This window comes from Streptomyces sp. Je 1-79 (genome assembly GCF_025195125.1).
Classification (GTDB): domain Bacteria; phylum Actinomycetota; class Actinomycetes; order Streptomycetales; family Streptomycetaceae; genus Streptomyces.
The window spans coordinates 214,917-236,170 of sequence record NZ_JAMGSL010000001.1 but is presented as its reverse complement, the minus strand read 5'-3'; the positions used below and the strand labels follow the sequence as shown (position 1 = coordinate 236,170).

General features: G+C 71.5%; 15 protein-coding genes. 10 read left to right on the top strand and 5 right to left on the bottom strand.

Annotated features, from left to right (window positions below; genetic code table 11):
- Positions 1-86 precede the first annotated feature (86 nt).
- The 7 genes from M5362_RS00950 (at position 87) to M5362_RS00920 (ending at position 10,220) form a co-directional block, all read left to right on the top strand.
- A complete protein-coding gene (locus M5362_RS00950; protein WP_260225270.1) occupies positions 87-1,181 on the top strand; it encodes a substrate-binding domain-containing protein in 1,095 nt (364 codons plus the stop codon).
- Positions 1,182-1,306: 125 nt separating this feature from the next.
- Positions 1,307-2,614 carry an ABC transporter substrate-binding protein gene (locus tag M5362_RS00945; RefSeq protein WP_260225269.1) on the top strand — a complete coding sequence of 436 codons (1,308 nt, stop codon included), beginning with the start codon at positions 1,307-1,309 and terminating at the stop codon, positions 2,612-2,614.
- 256 nt (positions 2,615-2,870) lie between these two features.
- Positions 2,871-3,692: a carbohydrate ABC transporter permease gene (locus tag M5362_RS00940; protein WP_261365494.1), complete on the top strand. Its 822-nt coding sequence runs from the start codon at positions 2,871-2,873 to the stop codon at positions 3,690-3,692.
- Positions 3,689-4,624 carry a carbohydrate ABC transporter permease gene (locus M5362_RS00935; RefSeq protein ID WP_260225267.1) on the top strand — a complete coding sequence of 312 codons (936 nt, stop codon included), beginning with the start codon at positions 3,689-3,691 and terminating at the stop codon, positions 4,622-4,624. The genes M5362_RS00940 and M5362_RS00935 overlap by 4 nt, the downstream gene beginning before the upstream one ends.
- Positions 4,625-4,710: 86 nt before the next feature.
- Positions 4,711-5,688, top strand: coding sequence for a hydroxyacid dehydrogenase (locus M5362_RS00930; RefSeq protein ID WP_260225678.1), 978 nt, complete (start codon positions 4,711-4,713; stop codon positions 5,686-5,688).
- Positions 5,689-5,753: 65 nt separating this feature from the next.
- Positions 5,754-8,633 (top strand): glycoside hydrolase family 2 TIM barrel-domain containing protein, encoded by a 2,880-nt coding sequence (locus M5362_RS00925; protein ID WP_260225266.1) that lies wholly within the window; start codon positions 5,754-5,756, stop codon positions 8,631-8,633.
- Between the two features lie 87 nt (positions 8,634-8,720).
- Positions 8,721-10,220 (top strand): HAD-IA family hydrolase, encoded by a 1,500-nt coding sequence (locus M5362_RS00920; protein ID WP_260225265.1) that lies wholly within the window; start codon positions 8,721-8,723, stop codon positions 10,218-10,220.
- Between the two features lie 49 nt (positions 10,221-10,269).
- Here M5362_RS00920 and M5362_RS00915 read toward each other — a convergent pair whose 3' ends face one another.
- Complete coding sequence (locus tag M5362_RS00915) at positions 10,270-12,702, bottom strand: polysaccharide lyase 8 family protein (protein WP_260225264.1); 2,433 nt, start codon at positions 12,700-12,702, stop codon at positions 10,270-10,272.
- Between the two features lie 206 nt (positions 12,703-12,908).
- On the opposite strand from M5362_RS00915, the gene M5362_RS00910 reads away from it, so the two are divergent.
- Positions 12,909-13,445 carry a hypothetical protein gene (locus M5362_RS00910; RefSeq protein WP_260225263.1) on the top strand — a complete coding sequence of 179 codons (537 nt, stop codon included), beginning with the start codon at positions 12,909-12,911 and terminating at the stop codon, positions 13,443-13,445.
- A 95-nt stretch (positions 13,446-13,540) separates the two neighbouring features.
- Positions 13,541-14,650 carry a PP2C family protein-serine/threonine phosphatase gene (locus M5362_RS00905; protein WP_260225261.1) on the top strand — a complete coding sequence of 370 codons (1,110 nt, stop codon included), beginning with the start codon at positions 13,541-13,543 and terminating at the stop codon, positions 14,648-14,650.
- Between the two features lie 45 nt (positions 14,651-14,695).
- On the opposite strand, the gene M5362_RS00900 is transcribed toward M5362_RS00905, so the two are convergent.
- Positions 14,696-15,751: an MBL fold metallo-hydrolase gene (locus tag M5362_RS00900; protein WP_260225259.1), complete on the bottom strand. Its 1,056-nt coding sequence runs from the start codon at positions 15,749-15,751 to the stop codon at positions 14,696-14,698.
- A 256-nt stretch (positions 15,752-16,007) separates the two neighbouring features.
- Here M5362_RS00900 and M5362_RS00895 point away from each other — a divergent pair, with 256 nt between their 5' ends.
- Complete coding sequence (locus M5362_RS00895; RefSeq protein ID WP_260225258.1) at positions 16,008-16,535, top strand: hypothetical protein; 528 nt, start codon at positions 16,008-16,010, stop codon at positions 16,533-16,535.
- A 151-nt stretch (positions 16,536-16,686) separates the two neighbouring features.
- Here the strand turns inward: M5362_RS00895 and M5362_RS00890 are convergent, their stop codons facing one another.
- The 3 genes from M5362_RS00890 to M5362_RS00880 all read right to left on the bottom strand — a co-directional run bounded on the left by M5362_RS00890 (position 16,687) and on the right by M5362_RS00880 (position 21,131).
- Positions 16,687-18,411, bottom strand: coding sequence for an acyl-CoA dehydrogenase family protein (locus M5362_RS00890; RefSeq protein ID WP_260225257.1), 1,725 nt, complete (start codon positions 18,409-18,411; stop codon positions 16,687-16,689).
- A 192-nt stretch (positions 18,412-18,603) separates the two neighbouring features.
- Complete coding sequence (locus M5362_RS00885) at positions 18,604-19,179, bottom strand: PadR family transcriptional regulator (protein WP_260225256.1); 576 nt, start codon at positions 19,177-19,179, stop codon at positions 18,604-18,606.
- Between the two features lie 122 nt (positions 19,180-19,301).
- Entirely contained in the window at positions 19,302-21,131 is a 1,830-nt protein-coding gene (locus M5362_RS00880) for a glycoside hydrolase family 15 protein (RefSeq protein ID WP_260225255.1), read from the bottom strand.
- Between the last annotated feature and the right edge of the window lie 123 nt (positions 21,132-21,254).

Sequence of the window (21,254 nt, the reverse complement as noted above, 5' to 3'; positions counted from 1 at the left end):
CATTCTGATCGATTCGATCGCAATCGATCGATACGCTAGCGGTCAAAGGCGTACGGTGACGCCTCCGTACCGCTCCAGGGGGAGCCATGCGACACCATGTCGACCATCGCCACGACCGGGTACTCGAACTCGTCCGCGCCCGCGGCAGCATCCGGGTCACCGAGCTCGCGGCCGAGCTCGGCGTCTCCCCGGTGACCCTGCGGCGGGACGTGGACGCCCTGGCCGCCCAGGGCAAGGTGCAGCGCATGCACGGCGCGGTGGTCTGGCCGGGTGACGCCCGCGCGGAGCAGCCGGAGGCCGGCGGCGGCCGGGTGATCGGAATGATCGTGCCGACGACCAGGTACATCTTCGGCGACGTCGTCAGCGGGGCCCGCAGGGCGGTCGAGGCGCAGGGGGGCCGGCTGGTGCTCGGCGTGTCCGGGTACGTCGACAGCGAGGATCCCGTCCAGGCCGAGCATCTGCTGACCAGCGGCGCCGAGGGTCTACTGGTGGCGCCCAGCTGGTTCGGCGGGGCGCCCGCCGACGGCCAGGAGGCGTGGCTGATGGCCTGCGAGGCGCCGACCGTGCTGGTGGAGCGTACGGCGCCGGCCGTCAATCCGGCGGCCCTGCTCGACCGGGTGCGCACCGACCGTGCGCACGGCGCCGCCCTGGCCGTGAGCCATTTCGCGTCGCTCGGCCACCGTTCGGTCGCCGCCGTGCTCCAGGACGGCCCGCACGCGGCGGGCATCACCGCCGGGTTCCTGAACGCGGCGCGGTCGATGGACCTGGCGACCGTCCCGGGCTCGCCGTTCGTCCGCACGTCGGGGGAGCAGTACGACGAGGTCGCGGAGTACCTCGTCGAGGCCGTCGAGCGTCACGGCGTCACGGCCGCCCTGGTGCACAGCGACGAGGACGCGATCGTGCTGGTGCCCCGGCTGCAGGCGCGCGGCGTCAGCGTTCCGGAGGACCTCGCGCTGATCGCGTACGAGGACGAGGTGGCCGCGCTGGCGGACGTACCGCTGACGGCGATCGCCCCGCCGAAGCAGGCGGTCGGCGAGCTGGCGGCGAAACTGCTGCTCCAGCGGCTGGCCGAGCGGAGCTCGGGCAGGGAACCGGAGCCGCGCCAACACATGGACCTGCTGCCGAAGTTGAGGATACGGGCCTCCTGCGGAGCTCTGCGGCGGCCGTCGGACGCCGGATGAGCTTGTTGATCGTGACTCGATCGTTTTGATTGTCTTGTGCGTTTGCTCTTGACGGTGATCGAGTTGGCGAAAAAGATGTCCCACGTTCGCCTCTCTCCCATCGAGGTCTCCGTAGGAGCCGTGCCATGTCGCGCAGTTCACGTTCGTTCCGCATAGCCGCCACCGCCACCCTCGCCGCCCTCGGCCTGTTCGCCACCGCGTGCGGTGGAGGCGACGGTTCGTCCGACGCCGCTTCGGACGGCAAGCCGGTCACCCTCACCTACTGGACCTGGACAGGCGGCGCCAAGGCCACGGTCGAGGAGTTCAACCGGACCCACAAGGACATCCAGGTCAAGTTCACCGAGATCCCCGGTGGCGCGGAGGGCTACGGCAAGCTCGCCAACGGCGTGAAGGCGGGCAACGCGCCGGACGTGGCGACCATCGAGTACCAGATGGTCCCGGAGTTCGCGAGCCAGGGGAACCTCGTCGACCTGACGGAGCACGCCGGCGACACCGTGAAGGAGAAGTTCCCCAAGGCCATCCAGGACCTGGTGACCTTCGGCGGCAAGACCTGGACCGTTCCGTTCGACGCGGCTCCGCAGATCTACTACTACCGGACGGACCTGTTCAAGAAGTACGGCATCGAGGTCCCCAAGACCTGGGACGAGTTCAGAGTCGCCGCCGAGAAGGTCAAGAAGGCGGACAAGAACGTCCGGCTGGCCAACATGACCACGGCCGACCCTGCCCTGCTCGCGGCGCTCTCCTGGCAGGCCGGCGGCAAGTGGTTCAGCACCGAGGGCGACGCGTGGAAGCCCGGCGTCGACGACGCCGCGTCCAAGAAGGTCGCCGCGTACTGGGACGACATGGTCAAGAACGACCTGGTGCAGTCCTACACCGGCTGGAGCCCGGAGGAGACCAAGGCCCGGATCGAGGGCAGGACCCTCTCCGTCCTCGGTGCCTCCTGGTCCGCGGCCGGCATGACGATCAACCTGCCGGATCTGAAGGGCAAGTGGGCCGCCGCGCCCATGCCGAACTGGGGCACCCCGGCCAGCGGCAACTACGGCGGCAGCTCCTACGGCGTGCTGAAGGGGAGCAAGAACGTCGAGGCCGCGGCCGAGTTCATCGAGTGGATCACCACCAACGGCGACGCGGTCAAGGCCCGGCTCAGCGACACGACGAAGCCCAGCAGCGCCCTGCCGGCCAACCCGGAGATGCGTGAGGTTGCGGCCGCCAAGTTCGACACCGCTTACTTCAACGGCCAGGACCTCTACAAGCTGGCCTCCGAGCAGGTCGACACGATCGTGCCCGGCTGGACCTGGGGCCCGAACCAGATGGACGTCTACACCGCCATCCAGGACGCGAGCGCCAAGTCCGGGTTCTCCGGCGGCGTCACCGCCGGCCAGGACAAGGCCAGGACGGGCATCCAGGAGCGCGGGCTGAAGCTCGCCGAGTGACCCGGCGGGGCCCGGACCGGTACCTGACCCCGCCGGGCCCCGCCGTTCCACCTCCCGGAAGCCGCAGCGCACACCCCGCCAAGGAGCACCCGTGGCAGCACCACTCGCGAAGGCCGCACCCCCGCCCACGGCCGACAGCAGCCGGGCCGCCGGCCCGCGCACCGGCCGCACCCGTCAAGGCAGTTCGCCGCTCAGGCGCAACCAGCGCGCCACAGCCGCCCTGTTCATCGTCCCCTTCTTCGTGCTCTTCGCCGCCATGACGGCGGCGCCCATCGTCTACGCGGTGTGGATGAGCCTGTTCACGGAGCAGTCGTCCGGGCTCGGCTTCGGCGGCACCGAGCGGGCGTTCACCGGCGTCGAGAACTACGTCCGGGCGCTCTCGGACGCGGGCTTCCGCGAGTCGTTCCTGCACATCGCCACGTACTGCACGCTGTACATCCCGGTCATGATCGGCGGGGCGCTCGCCCTCGCGCTGCTGATCGACTCGGCCGTGGCACGCGCCCGGCGCTTCTTCCAGCTCGCGCTCTTCCTGCCGCACGCCGTCCCCGGGCTGATCGCCTCGATCCTGTGGATCTACCTCTACACCCCCGGGCTCAGCCCGGTGCTCGACTGGATCGAGGCGGGCGGGGGTTCGTGGGACTTCTTCAGCTCCGACCACGTGTACTCGTCCCTCGTGAACCTCACCGCCTGGCAGTGGACGGGGTACAACATGATCATCTTCTACGCCGCCCTCCAGGCCATCCCCCGCGAACTCATCGAGGCCGCGGACATCGACGGGGCCGGGCCGGTCCGCACCGCGCTGCAGATCAAGGTGCCCATGATCGCCTCCGCGGTCGTGATGGCCGTCCTGTTCACCTGTGTCGGCGCCATCCAGCTGTTCACCGAGCCCAAGCTCCTCGGCCAGCGCGGCACCGCCGCCATCGACACCGAGTGGTCGCCCACGATGTACATCTGGAAGGCCGCCTTCCTCCAGCACGACTACGGCCTCGCCGCCGCCGCGTCCCTCCTGCTCGCCGCCCTCGGCGTCGTGCTCTCGTACCTCGTCACCACGATCGGAAACCGGTGGAAGGCGGCATGAGTACTCACACGGTCATCCAGGAACCCACGGCCGCCGAAGCCCCCGCCGGCGCGGCCGCCACGGCGGTCAGGCGCCGCGCGCCCCGCCCGAAGCGCCCGGGCAGCCTGCTCTCCAAGGGCGTCGTCAACGGCGTGCTGCTCCTCGCCTCCTTCTACATGCTGATGCCGGTCAGCTGGCTGCTTTTCGCCGCCACCAAGGACCACGGCGACCTCTTCGCCAGCGACGGCTTCGCCTTCGCCGACTTCAACCTCTTCTCCAACCTGGCCGCGGTCTTCACCTTCAACGACGGCATCTACCTGCGCTGGCTCGGCAACAGCGTCATCTACTCCGTGATCGGTTCGGCCGCCTCGACGCTGCTGTGCGTCGCCACCGGCTACGCCTTCGACAAGTACGAGTTCCGCGGGAAGGAGAAGCTGTTCGGGATCGTCCTCGGCGGCCTGCTCGTCCCCGCCACGGTGATCCAGCTGCCGATGTACCTGCTGGCGTCCAAGGTCGGCCTGGTCAACACGTACTGGGCGCTGCTGCTGCCCGCGCTGGTCAACCCCTTCGGCGTCTACCTCGCCCGCGTCTTCTCCGAGGGGTACGTGCCGAACGAGGTGCTGGAGGCGGCCCGTGTGGACGGAGCCGGGGAACTGCGCACGTTCACGCGGATCGCGCTGCCGATGCTCTCGCCCGGCTTCATGACCATCTTCCTCTTCTCCTTCACCGGAAGCTGGAACAACTTCTTCGGTGCGCTGGTCATGCTCAACGACGACAAGCTGTACCCGGTCAACCTCGGCCTGTTCATGTGGAACAGCACCACTCAGCTGCAGCCCGAGTTCTACTCCCTGGTGATCACCGGTTCGCTCGTGGCCGTCGTCCCGCTCCTCATCGCCTTCGTCTGCCTGCAGCGCTTCTGGCGCTCGGGCCTCACCGCGGGCGCGGTGAAGTGACCGTGCCCGTACCGGAAGGCTGCGTCCTGACCGACGACCACACGACCCCGGCGGCCTGCGCGCAGCGCCCGCGCACCCTGCTGGCCATGGGCGCCGCCATCCACGCCCAGCTCCTCGCCGAGGGCGCCCTCGACCGGCTGGCACGCGTCGCGGCCGTGGAGACCGGCCGGTTCGTCAGCGACTTCGGCGACGCCGACCCGGCCGCACTCGCCGACACCGAGGTGCTCTTCACCCACTGGGGCGCCCCGCGGCTCACCGCGCACGCGCTGCGCGCGATGCCCCGGCTGCGCGCCGTCATCCATGCCGCCGGCTCCGTCAAGCACCACGTCACCGAGGCCGTGTGGGAGCGCGGCATCGCCGTGTCCACCGCCGCCGGGGCCAACGCGCTGCCCGTCGCGGAGTTCACCCTCGCCACGATCCTCTTCTCCGGCAAGCGGATCCTCGACAGCGCCCGGGTCTACCGAGACGCCCGGGACGCGGTGCCCCTGCTGCCGTACTTCGCGGGCCACGGCAACCACCGCCGTACCGTCGGCATCGTCGGCGCTTCACGGGTCGGCCGCCGGGTGCTCGACCTGATGCGCCCGTTCGACTTCGAGGTCCTGCTGTACGACCCGTACGTGGAGGCGGACGAGGCCGAGAGGCTCGGCGCGCGCTCGGTCGGCCTCGACGAACTCGTACGGCACAGCAGCGTGGTCTCCATCCACGCTCCGCAGCTCCCGGAGACGCGACACATGTTCGACCGGCGGCGGCTGGGGCTGCTGCGGGACGGGGCCACGCTCATCAACACCGCCCGCGGCTCCCTCGTCGACACCGACGCGCTCACCGAGGAGCTGCTGGTCGGCCGGATCCACGCCGTGCTCGACGTCACGGAGCCCGAGGTGCTGCCCCCCGGCTCGCCGCTCTACACGCTGCCCAACGTCCTGCTCACCCCGCACATCGCCGGTTCGCTCGGCAACGAGCTGGTACGGATGGCCCATTGGGCCACCGACGAGGTGCAGCGCTACGCCGAGGGCCGGCCCCTCGCCCATGGCGTGGGCCCCGACGAGCTCGCCCGCTCGGCCTGACGACGACCGTTCCGGCCGGGCGGCCGCCGTCCGCCGCCCGGCCCGATGACCCCACAGGACACGCCATGCACCAGCCGCACGACACGCGTTACGTCGAGGACCGCTCCCCCGGCAACGGCCGGCTGGCGCCGCGGGCCGCCTTCCGCTCGGACGCGCCAGGCGTCGTCCTGGACGGCGAGTGGCGCTTCCGGGCCGCCACCGGGCTCGGGGACCTCACCCCGGGCTTCGAGGACCCTTCCTTCGACGACGCCGGCTGGGACCGGATGCCCGTACCGTCCTGCTGGCAGCTCCAGGGCGTCGGTTCCCCCGCGTACACCAACGTCACCTACCCCTTCCCGATCGACCCGCCGCGGGTGCCCGACGAGAACCCGACGGGCGAGTACCGCAGGGACTTCACGCTCCCCGACGGGTGGCCCGCCGGACGCGGGGTGCTGCGCTTCGAGGGCGTCGACTCCTGCTTCGCGGTCTGGCTCAACGGCGTCCGGCTCGGTGACGGCAAGGGCAGCCGCGTCCCCACCGAGTTCGACGCGACGCACGCGCTGCGCCCCGGGCGCAACGTCGTCGCCGTACGCGTCCACCAGTGGTCGGCCGGCAGCTATCTGGAGGACCAGGACATGTGGTGGCTGTCCGGGATCTTCCGTCCCGTACGGCTGCTGTCCCGGCCCGAGGGCTGTGTCGAGGACTTCTTCGTCCACGCGGACTACGACCACACCACCGGCACCGGCACCCTGTCCGTCGACACCTCGGGCCCGGCCAGGCTCTCCGTACCGGAACTCGGCCTCGTCGACGCCGACCCCGCGGGCCCGCACACCTTCGCGGACGTCGAGCCGTGGAACGCCGAGCAGCCGCGCCTGTACGAGGGCGAGCTCACCGCGGCCGGGGAGCGGATCCCGGTGCGTGTCGGTTTCCGGCGGGTCGTCGTCCAGGACGGTCTGCTGAAGGCCAACGGCCGTGCCCTGCTGCTGCGGGGTGTCAACCGGCACGAGTGGGATCCGGAGACCGGCCGGACGCTCTCGTACGAGACGATGCTGCGCGACGTGCTGCTCATGAAGCGGCACAACATCAACGCGGTGCGCACCAGCCACTACCCGCCGAGCAGCGACTTCCTCGACCTGTGCGACGCGTACGGACTGTGGGTGGTCGACGAGTGCGACCTGGAGACCCACGGCTTCGAGCAGGTCGGCTGGCGTGGCAACCCGAGCGGCGACGAGCGGTGGCGGGAGGCCATGCTCGACCGGATGCGGCGGGTCGTCGAGCGTGACAAGAACCATCCGAGCATCCTCATGTGGTCGCTCGGCAACGAGAGCGGCACGGGTGGGAACCTCGCGGCGATGGCGGAGTGGGCCCGCACCCGCGACCCGTCGCGCCCCGTCCACTACGAGGGCGACCGGGACAGCGGCTACGTCGACGTCTACAGCCGCATGTACGCCGACCACGCCGAGACCGAGCTGATCGGCCGGGGCGAGGAGCCGCCGACGGAGGACCCGTCGCTCGACGCGCACCGGCGCGGCCTGCCGTTCATCCTCTGCGAGTACGCGCACGCCATGGGCAACGGGCCGGGCGGGCTCAGCGAGTACCAGCGACTGTTCGAGAGGTTTCCACGGCTCCAGGGCGGGTTCGTCTGGGAGTGGATCGATCACGGCATCGCGCGGCGCACCGAGGACGGGCGGGTGTTCCACGCCTACGGCGGCGACTTCGGGGAGCCGGTGCACGACGGCAACTTCGTCGCGGACGGCCTGGTCCTCCCCGACCGGACACCCTCCCCCGGGCTCCTCGAGTACAAGAAGGTGATCGAGCCGGTCACGATCGGCGTCGACGGACGAGGCGTCGAGATCCGCAACGGCCACGACTTCCGGGACACGGCCCACCTGCGCTTCCGCTGGTGGGCCGAGGACGACGGCGAACGCGTCGGAGACGGAGTGTTCGACGTCCCGGTGCTCGCGCCCGGCGAACGTGCGGGTCTCCCTCTGCCGGAGCTTCCGCCGCGGAAGGACGCCGAGCGTGCCCTGACCGTCGTCGCCGAGCTCGCCGGCCCCGAGCCCTGGGCCCCGGCAGGCCACGAGATCGCCTGGGGCCAGACCGTCCTCGCCCCCGCGGCGCCTGCCCCGGGGCCCGGCCGCGTCCTTCCGGCCGCATCGGGCCCCGGTGGCCGGCTCACCCTCGGCCCCGCCGTGTTCGACGCCTCCGACGGGCGGCTGCTCGAAGTCGGCGGGCTCGACGTCGGAGCGCTCCGGCTCGACCTGTGGCGGGCGCCGACCGACAACGACCTGCTCGGTGACCGGGTCGCCGACCGCTGGCGCGCCGCCGGACTGCACCGGCTCACCACCAAGGTGCTCGGCGTCCGGGCGACGGGCGAGGGGCTGACGGTACACACGCGGACGGCGCCCGCCGGGGCCGACCACGCCGTGCGCGCCACCTGTCACTGGCGGTCGGACGGCCGGTCGTTGTGGCTGGACGCCGACATCGCTCCCGAGGGTGAGTGGCCGTGTCCGCTGCCCAGGATCGGGGTGGGCTTCTCCCTGCCCGGCTGGATCGACACGGTCGACTGGTACGGCCTCGGGCCCGGGGAGGCGTACCGGGACACGACCGCCGCGGCGCGGCTCGGCCGCTACCGGCACACGGTCGACGAGTTGCAGACTCCGTACGTCCGCCCGCAGGAGAACGGCAATCGACGGGCGGTCCGGCGGGCCCTCCTCACCGGTGCGGGCGGCGGACTGCTGATCGGCGGCCTTCCCTCGTACGACCTGACGGTCCGCCGCTGGACCAGCACGGACCTGGAAGCCGCGCGGCACACCACCGACCTGGTGCCCGGCGAGCGGGTGCACGTCAACCTCGACGTGGCGCACCAGGGCATCGGGACCGCGTCCTGCGGTCCGGGTCCGCTGCCGCAGCACACGCTGGGCGCGGGACCCGCCGTGCTCCGACTGGTCCTCCGCGCACTCTGAGCAACTCCCGGCAGCACAGCCCCCGCTGCGATCAGGGCGGCCCCGCCCACCCCGCGTCGTCTCGCACCGTCCCCTCCGGAGGAACCCATGCCCGTTGCCGTTCGCCGCCGCGTCCTCGTCGTCGGCATCGACGGTGTGCGCCTCGACACGCTGAGGCGGCTCGCCACACCCCACCTGGACACCCTCGCCGTGGCCGGGTTCCTCGCCCCGGTCGTGGTCGAGCCCGGCACCCCCACCATGTCGGGGCCGTGCTGGGCGACGATCGTGACGGGTGTGACCGTGGACAAGCACGCCGTCTGGAGCAACGACTTCAGCGGCAACCGCCTCGCCGTCTTCCCCGACTTCACGACCCGGCTGCGGGACGCCGGCCGGCGCACCTATGTGGCGGCCGCCTGGGAACCGCTGATGACGGTGGCGAACGGTGGTCCCCTGTTCCGCGGCCCCGGCCGGGTGAGCTACGTCGCCCCGGCAGCCGACGACTGCGCGGGCTGGGAGGAGGCCGACGAGCTGGTCACCGCCGACGCCGTGCGGGTGCTCGCCGAGTACGACCCCGAGGCGTCCTTCGTCTATCTGGGCGCGGTCGACGAGACGGCCCACATCCTCGGCTGCGGCGATGAGTACGAGCGGGCGATCGTCCGCGCCGACGAGCGGCTCGGCCGTCTCCTCGCCGCGGTGCGCGGCCGGACCTCCTACGCCGAGGAGGCCTGGACCTTCGTCGTCGTCACGGATCACGGCCACCGGGACGAGGGCGGGCACGGCGGCCCCTCGGAACGGGAGCGCACCGCCTGGATCGCGTGCGCCGGACCCGACGTCCCGGCGGGCGCGCGGGTGGGAGACGTCCGCCACCAGGACGTCGCCGCCCAGGTCTTCGCGTCGCTGGACTGTCCCGCGGACTCGCACTGGACCCTGGACGGGCGCCCGTTCGCGGCGGAACCGCAGGCCGTCCTCCTGGACATGGACGGCACGCTCGTCGACACCGAGGCCCTGTGGTGGCGCACCGCACGGGAGGTGGCGGAAGGGATCGGACACCGGCTGACCGACGCGGACACCTCCGAGGTCGTGGGTCGCTGTGTGGAGGACACCGCGGTCCATCTGCGGCGGGTCTCGGGTACCGAGCGCCCGCTCGACGCCCTTGTCACCGAGCTGGACGCCCGATTCCTCGCGGCGGTCGAGGAGGAGACCACCGTGCTTCCGGGGGCCAGGGAACTCCTGGGCACGCTGAGGGACATGGGGATCCCGACGGCGCTCGTCACCGCCTCGCCCCGGTCCGTCGTGGAGTCGGTGCTCAAGCTGCTCGGCGCCGAGTCGTTCCAGGTGACGGTGGACGCGGACGACACGGACCGGACGAAGCCGCATCCCGAGCCGTATCTGACCGCGGCCCGTGCGCTGGGCGTCGATCCGGCGGGCTGTCTGGCGGTGGAGGACAGCCCGGCGGGCATCGCCGCGGCGGAGGCCGCGGGCTGCCGGGTCGCCGCCGTCCCCTCGCTCGTACCGGTCGAGGCGGGCCCCGGCCGACGGGTCCTGACCGGCCTCCAGGAGCTGGTGGAACTCCTGGAGGCGGGCCGGGCGCCTCGCGGACCGGCGTAGGGAGGCGGGGCGGTGCCCTCGTGTCGGACCGTGGGGAGGCCCCGTCTGCTCAGCCGAGCCTGACGGTGATTCTCTGTGTGGCACCGAAGGTGCCGCTGAGGTCGCCGAACGTGAGGTTCAGCGAGGAGCCGGTGGTTGCTCCGGTGACCGTGGAGGGCTTGGAGATCACGGAGGCCACGGCCCGGTTCCAGGTGAGGGTGAGACCGGTCTGCATGCGCATCGGGTCGCTGACGCAGATCACCGCGGTCCCGTCGCCCTTCTCGGAGATCATGACGGAGCAGGGAGCGGTCGCGGTGAGCGCGCCGGCGGTGCCGCCGAACCAGAAGTTGACGCCGGTGAAGCCCAGCGAGGGCACGCGCACGCCCTGCTGGTCGTCGGTGTTGGCGAGGATCTGCACCCAGCCGGTGTCGGCGGCGCGCGCCGCGGTCTGCGTCGTGCTCGCGCCGGGCATCAGGACGTACGCGTAGGTGGCGTCGGACGGGTTGGTGCCGTGGTCGGTCCACAGGGTCAGGTACCGGCGGGTGATCGGGGTGGTGGCCATGGACCGGTTGATGTCGCTCCACCGGCCGGTCCGCTCCTCGCGCAGGGCCTTGACCGTCGCGCCGCCGGGGAAGACGTACCCGCCCATCCCGCCGATGTGCGCCCAGGTGGCCCCCGTCAGCGTCTCCGACCAGGGGTGGCCGACCGGCTTCACCGTGCCGTCGACGGTGAGGGCGTGGGTGCCGCCGGGTCCGAGGTTGCGGTTCTCCACGACGGACTCGACCCGGGCGGGGTCGGTGCACGTGATGCCCGCTCCCAGGCAGACGATGGCGTCGTCCAGGCAGAACCAGGACTTCTTCGCCATCAGGGTGCTCTGGAGGCCTCTGAGGTACTGGCCGACGGCGGCCCGGGCGCCGTCGGTGGCACCACCCACCCAGTTGACGTCCGGCTTGGGCGCGCCCCAGTCGCCGCCGGCGCCGTCCGCGAGCACGAGGCGCGAGGCGGTGGTGCCGGGCAGCCGGTACGGGTCGACGGTGGGCCAGAAGGCGTCGCTGTACTGGCCGTTGGCGTAGGTGTCGCCCCACCAGGAGAGCATTCCGGCGCCCGTGTGCCAGCCGCGCAGGTTCTCGCCGTTGCCGGTCTCGTAGTAGGTGATGCGCTTGTTGGCCATGCTGATCGAGGCGGCCCAGCCGGGGCGGCGATGGGTGGCCCGCGCCATGGACGGGAAGAGCCGGTGTCCGGTGGGTTCGGCGATCGCGGAGACCGAGGTGTCCTCCGCCACGGACTTCAGCCGCGCGAGACCCACCAGGCTGAGCGCGGGATCGCTCAGCGGCGGGCTGTAGTAGTCGCGCTGGATCCAGCCCTTGACCAGGCCCCGCCAGCGGGCGTTCTCGGCGGCGCTCGCGCCCTGCCCGAGCAGCACGATGGAGGCGAGGATGCCGTGGCCGCGCAGGTGGTCGTCGGCCTGGATCCGCTTGGGATCGGTGGCGGAGATGCCGCGGCTCGCTCCGCGCCCGGAGACGTTGTCCATGACGAGCCCGTTGTAGAGGAACGGGGCCCAGGCGTTCTCGACCGCGTCGAGGACGATCTGCCGGTTCGGGTCGGTGACCGCCCAGCTCGATCCGGCGAGCAGCGCGAAGAGCATGCCGAGGCCGCCGAGCATGACCGCGCCGTAGGTGCCGGCGTAGGGGACGGAGGTGTGCTGGATGAAGGACCCGTCGGCGTGGAGGCCGTCGCCGGAGGTGACGTACGGGAAGACGGGCGAGAGCGCGTTCCTGGCGAGGGTGACCTTGGCGGAACTGTTCCCGACGATGCCGCGCAGGACCAGCACCCGGCACAGGTCGACACGGTTGGCACCGGTGCTCGTTCCGGTGTAACTGCCCACGGCCGAATCGGGGACGAAGTGGTCGACGGCTCGGCAGTGGTTCGCTGTCTGCGTGGCCGACAGCTGGTCGTACATGAGCACGCAGGTGTCGAGGAGCGCCTGTGGTGCGCCGATCTGCCAGTTGTACCAGTTGCCGTAGCGGGTCTGGCCCTCGTTGTAGATCCGGTCGTACAGGTGGTCGAGGCCGGTGACGATGTCGGCCGCGAGCCCGGTGTCGCCGGTGAGACCGGTGCCCGGCTGGCGGTAGGCCTGGGCCATGGTCAGCAGCCGGGAGTAGTTCTCGTTCATCTTGGCCGAGTAGCCGTACGACTCCTGGTCGGTGTCGGGCTCCGGGTCGGTCCACACCGCGTCGGGCCACAGGGACCCGGTGGCCGGAGCCATCGTCGCGCGGAGCTCGGCTGCGCGGGTGCCGAGCTCGGCCAGCCTGGTCCTGAACGGCTCGGCGGTGGGGCTGAAGCCCTCACCGAGCACCAGGGTGCGCCACTTGGCGCGCAGGGTGCCGAACTCGTCGGCGGCCACGGCCTGTCCGGACAGCAGCGGGCTTCCGGTGAGGCCGAGGACGAGTGCCGTACTGCCGGTCGTCCGCAGGAAGGTGCGGCGGGACCAGGATCGCGTCATTGCGGTCTCCTGCTGGCTGAGGGGGAACACTGCGGGGGCCACGTGGCCGGGCTGGTTCTAACACGCAGACGCTCAAACGATCCAGACAAATGACAGATTTGATCGTTTCGATCGCTTGTCAATGGCGCGTCAAGGCTCGTCGCCGCCGCATAGAGAGTCCGTAAAGCGCCGGGACGGAGCTCTCTTCCCGCCCTACCGTCCCCTCCATGGAACTCCCCCTCGTACCGTCGGAGGATCACCCGGCCGGCGCCGTCCGCGACACGGGCTGGCCGTCGGAGGCGCGGGCCGCGATCGGATTCGCGGTGGTCCTGCTCGGCGTGTCCCTCACCGTCGAGGTGGGGAACAGCAGCCTGAGCCCGTTCCACGCCCTGCTGTGGTCCGGGTTCTCCGCCCTGGTGTTCGCGATCCTCCTGCCGCCGCGGATCGAGGCGGCGCCGGGCCGGCTGACCGTCCACGGCCTGGGGAGACGGCGGACCGTGCACACGGACCGGCTGACCTCGGTCCGCTGGTGCGACGGTGTGGCCCAGCGGGTGATCCTCTGCGACACGACCGGTACCCGGGCCGAGATCGATCCGCGCGTGTTCGTGGCCAACCCTCCCCTGTGGCACCGTCTGGAAGCGGACGCCAGGACGTCGGTGGCCCGCGGCACCCTGGTCCGGGGAAGCGCCGAGCTGGACCTGCTGGCCCTGCGCCTCGACCGGGAGACCGCCCGTACGGTCTTCCGGATCTCCGGACTCGGCTGAAGCGTGTCGCGGAAGGCGGCGGGCGCGGGCAGGCCCCCGTGGCCGGCGCGAGGCGTCAGTGCGCCATGCCCCCATTGCGCGGATAGTCTGGGAATGTGATCGAGTCTGGACGGCCGCGGCTCCGTCGGCGCTACGGCCGGGGGAGGCTTGTGCGGCTGTCGCCGGTCATTCTGACCGTCGTGATCGCCAGCCTGGCCTACGCCACTCCCCCGGAGATGGCCTTCAGCCGCCTCCTGCCGGCGGCGCCGGCCCTGGCCGCCGCCATGTGGCCGGTCCTCCCCACGATCCTGCTCGGGACGGTCTGCCTCCTGCTGATGATCGGCCTCAGCCTCGTCTTCCCCGATCTGGGAACGTGGTGGACGGCCGCGGGGATCATCGCGGTCACCGTGGCCGCCGCCTACGGAAGCCATGTCCGGCTCCAGCGGGAGCGCACCCTTTTCCAGGTCCGACTCGTCGCCGACGCGGCGCAGCAGGTGGTGCTGAGCCCCATGCCCCGCCGGTTCGGGAACGTCGAGATCGAGTCGCTGTACCTCGCGGCCGCGGCGGAGGCCCGCATCGGCGGGGACTTCTACGAGGTGGTGGATACGCCGTACGGGGTCAGGCTGCTCATCGGTGACGTGCGGGGCAAGGGCCTGCCGGCCGTGGGGGCGGCCGCGGCGATCGTCAACGCGTTCCGGGAGGCGGCGTACGGCGAGGCCGACCTGGTCGACGTCGCGCGCAGACTGGACGCCAGCAGTACCCGCTACAACGCCGCGTTTCCCCCGGACGGCCCCATGGAACGCTTCGCCACCGCCCTTCTCGTCGAGATCCCGCACGAGGGCAGACGCATCGGCATCCTCAACTGCGGACATCCCCCACCGCTGCTCCTGAACCGCGGGAGACTCCGCGTCCTCGAGACCATGGCCCCCTCGCCCCTGCTCAGCCTCGCGGAGCTGATCGGCGATCACTACAGCGTCGACACCTTCGGCTTCGACCCCGGCGACGTGCTCCTCCTCTACACCGACGGGATCGCCGAGGCCCGTGCCCGTGACGGCGAGTTCTTCCCGCTGGCGGCCTGGATGCGCCGCCAGCCCTCGACACCGCCCCGCGAACTGCTCACGGCTCTCCACCGCGACCTGCTCCGCCACAGCAGCAGGGGCCTTGACGACGACATCGCCGCCCTCGCCGTACGTCTGCGTGACCCCCGGGGCGCGGACACCCCGTAGGCGCCGGCGGCCCGCCCGCCGAAACGCGCAGGGGCCCCAGCGCCCCTACGTCGCTGAGTCCGACACCTGGGCCTGGGGTGCGGGCCGGGACCAGAGCGGGTCGATGTCGCCGGACTCCGGCCGCAGCCCGAGCTCGCGGAGCTGGTTGACGACCATCATGGCCGTGAACATCGCGTTCGGATTGGCGCCGCCGACGCCCAGTTCGGTCATGGCTTCCCCGAAGCGGGCGGCGAACTCGCTCGCCCGAACCTGCCTGGTGCCCCTGGTCAGTTCGAGCGCCGCCGCCTGCAGGAGGGTGGCCTGCTCCAGGAGCCCCTCCAGATGGGCCACCGCCTCGGTGGCACGGCGGACGGTGAAGGTGTGCCCGTCGGTGAGGAGCGCGGCCTCCCCCTCCTGGAAGAGGCGAGCGACCGCGCCGAGCACGGTCTGGATCTTGAGCTGGTCGGCGTCGGCCATCGCGCCGCAGGCTCCGTTGCCCTCGTCGGACAGATGAACGACACCGCACTCCCTGAGCTGCACGATCACGTGCCCCGCGCAGTGCCCCTGGCTGCGCAGCACGCGGACCGCGCCGTCGATGAAGGTCCAGCCGGTGAACCGCAGCGAGCCGATCCGGATCCGCTCCAGCGGCCGCTCCTCGTAGGTCCGGGTCGTCGCGCCGAAGGGCCGCATCGGCCGGAAGAGCGACACCACCATGTCGGCCGCCTGTGCGGGCGCGGGCAGCGGCGCCAACCCGGCGATGCGCTCGAAGGACCGCACCCAGTACGACGTCGGGTCCCGCATCTGCTCGACATCGGGGGCGGGGACGTAGTGCTCGACGGGTACGCCCAGCTCGTCGGCCAGGTCGTTGTTGGCGATGTGGTCGGGATGGCCGTGCGTGGTCAGCACCAGCGCCCGGGACCAGGGCCCGACCCGGTCAGCCGCTCCGCGCAGTGCCGTGCGGAAGACCTCCGTGGCACCGGTGTCCACCAGCACCAGCGTGTCGCCGGCCCGGTGGACGAGGGCGTTGGCGACGTCCGGCTGCCCCCGCGCGACATCCAGTCCCTGCCCGAGGACCAGCACCGTCCTGTCGTCGACCTCGATCAGATCACCGAGCGCGGTCATCGTTCCTCCAGGTCGGGGAGGCGCGGTCAGGGCCCTTCGACACCTTCGTGCAGGTCCGGCTCGCCGAGGGCCTCTTCGGCCGAGCGTACGCCGCACCGGGCCCGCTGTCCCCAGGAAGCCGTCCGGCGCCGTCGTCGGCTTCTCGGCTTCCCCGAGGTGGGGAACTCCCCGGCTTCCTCGCGCGTTGCTGCGGACGACCTGATCGTTCGATGTACGACACGACGGCGACGCCGTCGTCGGGGGAAGTGAGCGACCCATGGCCATGGTGGGCCTGTTCTGGATAGCCGAGGGCGACGTGTACGTGGGCGCGAAGCCGACCGGCCCGGGTCCGGGGGTACGCCTCACCCCCGAGGGCCTGGTGGCTCTCGGGGACGGGCAGTCCGGCATGTACCTGTGGGAGGACGTGCACGCCCTGACGATGGCGGACGTTCCCGTGAAGTCCCTGAAGCGGCACATCGGCGCGGTCACGGAAATGGCTCTGGACACGGTGGTGAACCTGGCCATGCCCGGTGGCCCCGGCCCGGCGGGCGGGGCTCCGGCGATGATGACGCTGCGCGTGGCCTCCCACGACGGCGACAGCGAGCTGTCGGCCTACGTGGCCGCTGCCGTCGGCTACTCCCAGGCCGAGGCCGACCTCTCCCAGGCTCTCCTGGCCCGCCTCACGGAGGGCGCCGCGACGATGGTCACGACGCTGGCCGCTATGTCGGAGTGGGGCCGCGCGTGGGAGGGCGGGTCACCGCGGGGAGCCCTGAGGGAAGAGCTGTTGCGGCGTTGGGTGGGCTGAGGGCCCACCCAGCACCTGCGGTGGCAGGGCCGGCGCGATCCCCGGCCCTGGCGCGGTCTCTGACGCCGTCAGGACTGCGTCGACCCCGAGGGCCGGGGCGGGCTCCCCGCTCTCGGCCCCGAGGGGCCGGGAGCGGGGAGGGCGGAGAGTGCTACTCGGCCATCTCGTACGCGCCCGACAGCGCCTCCACGCGCTGCCAGACCCGGCCCGAGCGGGCCTCGTCGACGACCGGGCGGCGGACGGCCCCCAGCGCCCAGAGCTGCTGCTGCTCCGTGGCGGAGTCCTTGCCGTGCAGCTCGACGGCGTGCGCGGAGAAGTCCCGTACGAGGACGGCGAACAGCTCGTCCAGCACGTCCTCGTCGAGGTCCGTGAGGTGCGCCTGCTCCAGGACCAGCTGGCCGTGGACGACGAGCGCGAAGAGCTGGCCGACCGCGAGGAGGAGGTCGAGGTCGCGGCTCTGCGCCTCGTCGGGGGCCGCGGTGGCGACGAACTCGCAGAGCGCGTCGGCCTGTTCGCGGAAGCGGCCGACGTTCGGCAGGTGGGCGTACGTGTCGTACGCCGGGCGCCAGTCGTGGAAGCGTACGGATCCCAGACCGCGGGCCGGGCCCTGGCGGAAGAGGAAGGTGTCGTCCGCCCCGTCCAGGCGGGTCGGGACGGGCTCGTACGCCACCGGGTCCAGGAGGTGGTTCCGCATGAACTTCAGGATCAGCGCCAGGTTGACGTGGACCGTGCCCTCCAGCTTCGGGAGGCCGCGGATCTCGATGGCCGCCTGGGCGAAGTAGTTGTCCTTCTCGAAGCCCTTGGCGGCGATGACGTCCCACATCAGGTCGATGACCTTCTCGCCCTCGGTCGTCACCTTCATCTTCGTCATCGGGTTGAAGAGGAGGTAGCGGCGGTCCTCGGGACCGGCCGAGCGGAAGTAGTCGACCGCGCGGTCGCTGAACAGCTTCATGCCGACGAGCCGGACGTACGCGTCGGCCAGCTCGCGCCGCACGTGCGGGAACGCGGTGACAGGGCGGCCGTAGAGGATGCGGTTGTGGGCGTGGGTGACGGCCTCGTACATCGCGTGCTCGCAGATGCCGATCGAGGCGGTGCACAGGTTGAACTTGCCGACGTTGACGGTGTTGAGGGCGGCGTCGAAGGCGGCGCGTCCGGTGTGCAGGACGTCCTCCGCCGCGACGGGGTAGCCCTCCAGTCGGAACTCGCTGACGAACTTGGACGAGTCGACGACGTTCTTGACGAGGTGGTACGCCGGGTGGCGGCTGTCGGCGGCGAAGAAGACGTAGCCGTCGGGGCCCTCGACGTCGGTGCGGCGGCCGAAGACGGAGACGAGTCCGGCCGCGTTGCCGTTGCCGATGTAGTACTTGGAGCCGGTGGCCCGGAAGCCGCCCGCGCCGTCGGGCTCCAGGAGCATGTCGGTGGAGTAGATGTCGGCGCCGTGGGACTTCTCCGAGAGGCCGAAGGCGAACACCTCGCCCTGGGAGAGGAGTTCGGCGGCGCGGGCGCGGGCGGTCTCGTTGTCGCTCTGCCACACGGGGCCGAGGCCGAGGATGGTGACCTGCCAGGCGTACCAGTAGTCGAGGCCGTAGAAGCCGAGGATCTCGTTGAGGGCGGCGATACGGGCGGTGTCCCAGCGCTTGTCCCCCTCCCCCTCGGCGGCTTCGGCAGAGGGCGTCAGGAAGGTCTCGAAGAGTCCCTCCTTGGCGGAGAAGGCGAGGAAGTCGGCCAGCCAGGCACGGGTCCGGTAGTCCTCGATCAGCCGGCGCTTTCCGCGCGACTCGAACCAGTCGACGGTGGCGCGCAGCAGTCGGCGGGTCTCGGGGTCGAAGTGCGCCGGGGCGTAGGTGTGCGGGTTGAACAGCAGCGAGTCGGCCATGTGCTCCGTCTTTCCATCCGTGGGCGAGAGGGTCGAGAGGGGTCGGAAGGGGGTGACGCCGGCCGGTGGGTCCTGCCGGCGGGTGGTCCTGCGGGTGGTCCTGCGGGTGGTCCTGGGGGGCGTGGGGGTGGCGGCGAGGGGTCGCGTGCACGCCTCGGGCGTGGTGGCGGACGGCCGTGCGGCGTCGGCGGGCTACGGGCGCTCGGCGCGGAGCCTGTGGAGGGTGGCGAGGACGTCGTCGAGCCAGTCGAGCGTCATCCGCTCGTACGCGATGCCACCGCGCAGCACGACGTGCTGGAGCTCCCGCCCCGCGTCGGGCGTGCCGTCGGCCGCACCGGGTGGAGCCTGGGCTCCGGTGAAGTCCCGTTCCTCGCCCGCGAGGTACCGGGCGAGGCGCTCGGTGTGCGCGCGCCGGTGCCGCTCGACCTCGCCGATCAGCGCCGCGGGATCGTCGAAGGCGGCACCCCGGATCTTCACGGCGAGGTCGTGCCGGACGCTCTCCGGCTCGATGGGCTCGTGCAGCCACGTGGAGAGGGCGGTCCGTCCGAGGGCCGCGACGGAGTACTCCTTCTTGTCCGGACGGCCCTGCTGCGGCACGTCCTGGACGTCGACCCAGCCCTCGCTCTCCATCCGCTTCAGCACGCGGTAGATCTGCTGATGGCTGGCGGTCCAGAAGTACCCGATGGACCGCTCGAAGCGCCGGGCCAGCTCGTAGCCGGAGCCGGGCTGCTCCAGCAGGGACACAAGAATCGCGTGTTCGATCGCCACACCCGAATCCTTCTATGCAACTCGTTGCATAGGCAAGCGCGGCCGCCCCGGTGAGACGCGGCTCACCCGGGCGGTACGGAGACCGGCCGGGTACGGCGAAGGAGGGCAAAGGGCCGCGGCCCTCAATGGCGCTCGTCGGCCTTGTCGAGTTCCTCGTCGAGGGCGATCGCCGCCGTGATCAGGGCGAGGTGGGTGAACGCCTGCGGGAAGTTGCCGAGTTGTTCGCCGGTCGGGCCGATCTCCTCGGCGAAGAGTCCGACATGGTTGGCGTAGGTGAGCATCTTGTCCATGGCGTAGCGGGCCTGGTCGAGCCGGCCCGCCCGGGCCAGCGCTTCGACGTAGAGGAAGCTGCAGAGCGAGAAGGTGCCCTCGGCGCCGCGCAGACCGTCGGGGGACGCCTCGGGGTTGTAGCGGTAGACCAGGCTGTCCGTGACGAGCTCGCGGTCCATGGCGTCCAGTGTGGACAGCCACCGGGTGGCCTTCGGGGAGATGAAGCCGACCAGGGGCATCAGCAGCAGGGACGCGTCGAGCACCTCGCTGTCGTAGTGCTGGACGAAGGCCGAGCGCTCGGGGTTCCAGCCGCGCTCCATCACCTGGGTCAGGATCGCGTCGCGCTGCGCCGTCCAGCGGTGCAGGTCGGCCGGGCGCGCGTACTGCTGGGCGAGGCGGATACCGCGGTCGAGGGCGACCCAGCACATGAGACGGCTGTACGTGAAGCGCTTCCGGCCGCCACGGGTCTCCCAGATGCCCTCGTCGGGACGGTCCCAGGTGTCGCAGAGCCAGTCGAGGACCGAGGCGAACGCCTGCCATCCCTCGTAGCCGGCGAGATCGGCCAGATCCGGGGAGTGGGTCATCGCGTAGGCGACCTCCCCGTAGATGTCGAGCTGCAGCTGGTCGGCCGCGCCGTTCCCCGCCCGTACGGGAGAGGAGTCGCGGTACCCGGCCAGATGGTCCAGGGTCTCCTCGGTCAGGTGGGGGTCACCGTCGATCCGGTACATGATCTGCATCGGCTCGGCGCCGGGCCGGCGGGGCGCGCGGAAGCGCTCGCCGAGCCACCGGCGGAAGGCGTCCGCCTCCTCGACGTACCCGAGGTCGAGCAGGACACGCACCGAGAGGGACCCGTCGCGGATCCAGGTGTAGCGGTAGTCCCAGTTCCGCTCACCGCCGACCTGTTCGGGCAGCCCCATGGTGGCCGCGGCGATCGGAGCGCCGCTCGGGGCGTAGATGAGCAGTTTGAGGGTGATGGCCGAACGGTTGACCATGTGCTGCCAGCGGCCCCGGTACCGGCAGCGGCGGATCCACCGGTGCCAGAAGGCGTGGGTCTGCCTCAACTCCGCCTCCACCGACTGTACGGTCACCGGTTCGGGGGCGGGGACTCCCGGGGAGGAGGTCTCCAGGACGACTCCGGCGACCTCGCCCTGCCGGAGCGTGACGGAGCCGCGGACGTCCTCGCCGTCGGCCTCCAGGGGGAGGCTGCTCCGCAGGTGCACGTCGAGGTCGGAGCCGTGGAAGGTGGCGGCGTCGCCGCCCTCCAGGCTGAGCGTGTGCGCGCCCCGCCCGTAGTCGAAGCGAGGCCGGCACTGCACGTCGAAGGTGAGGGTCCCGCGCACCACGCGCATCGCCCGCACGATGCGGTGCCGGTCGGTGGCCACGTCCGGGTTGTCGTCCACGGGCATGAAGTCGACCACCTCGCCCACGCCCTCGGGGGTGAGGAACCTGGTGATCAGGACGGCGGTGTCGGGCAGATAGAGCTGGCGCACGGTCACGTCGTCCCCGGCGGGAGCGATGGTGAAGTGGCCACCGCGGTCCTTGTCGAGCAGGGAGGCGAAGATGCTCGGCGAGTCGAAACGGGGTGCGCAGAACCAGTCGACCGCGCCGTCGGCGGAGACCAGGGCGGCGCTCTGGAGGTCGCCGATCAGTCCGTGGTCCGCGATCGGTGGGTAGCCGGGCACGAGGGACCTCGCTTCTGCCGCGGAGCGGGCTTTCCGGCGCCGCACTTCGTCCGTGCCGTCCACGCAACCGGCCACCGCCCTTCTCGGCAACACGGATCGACCGACCGGGCGAACGCCGAGGCC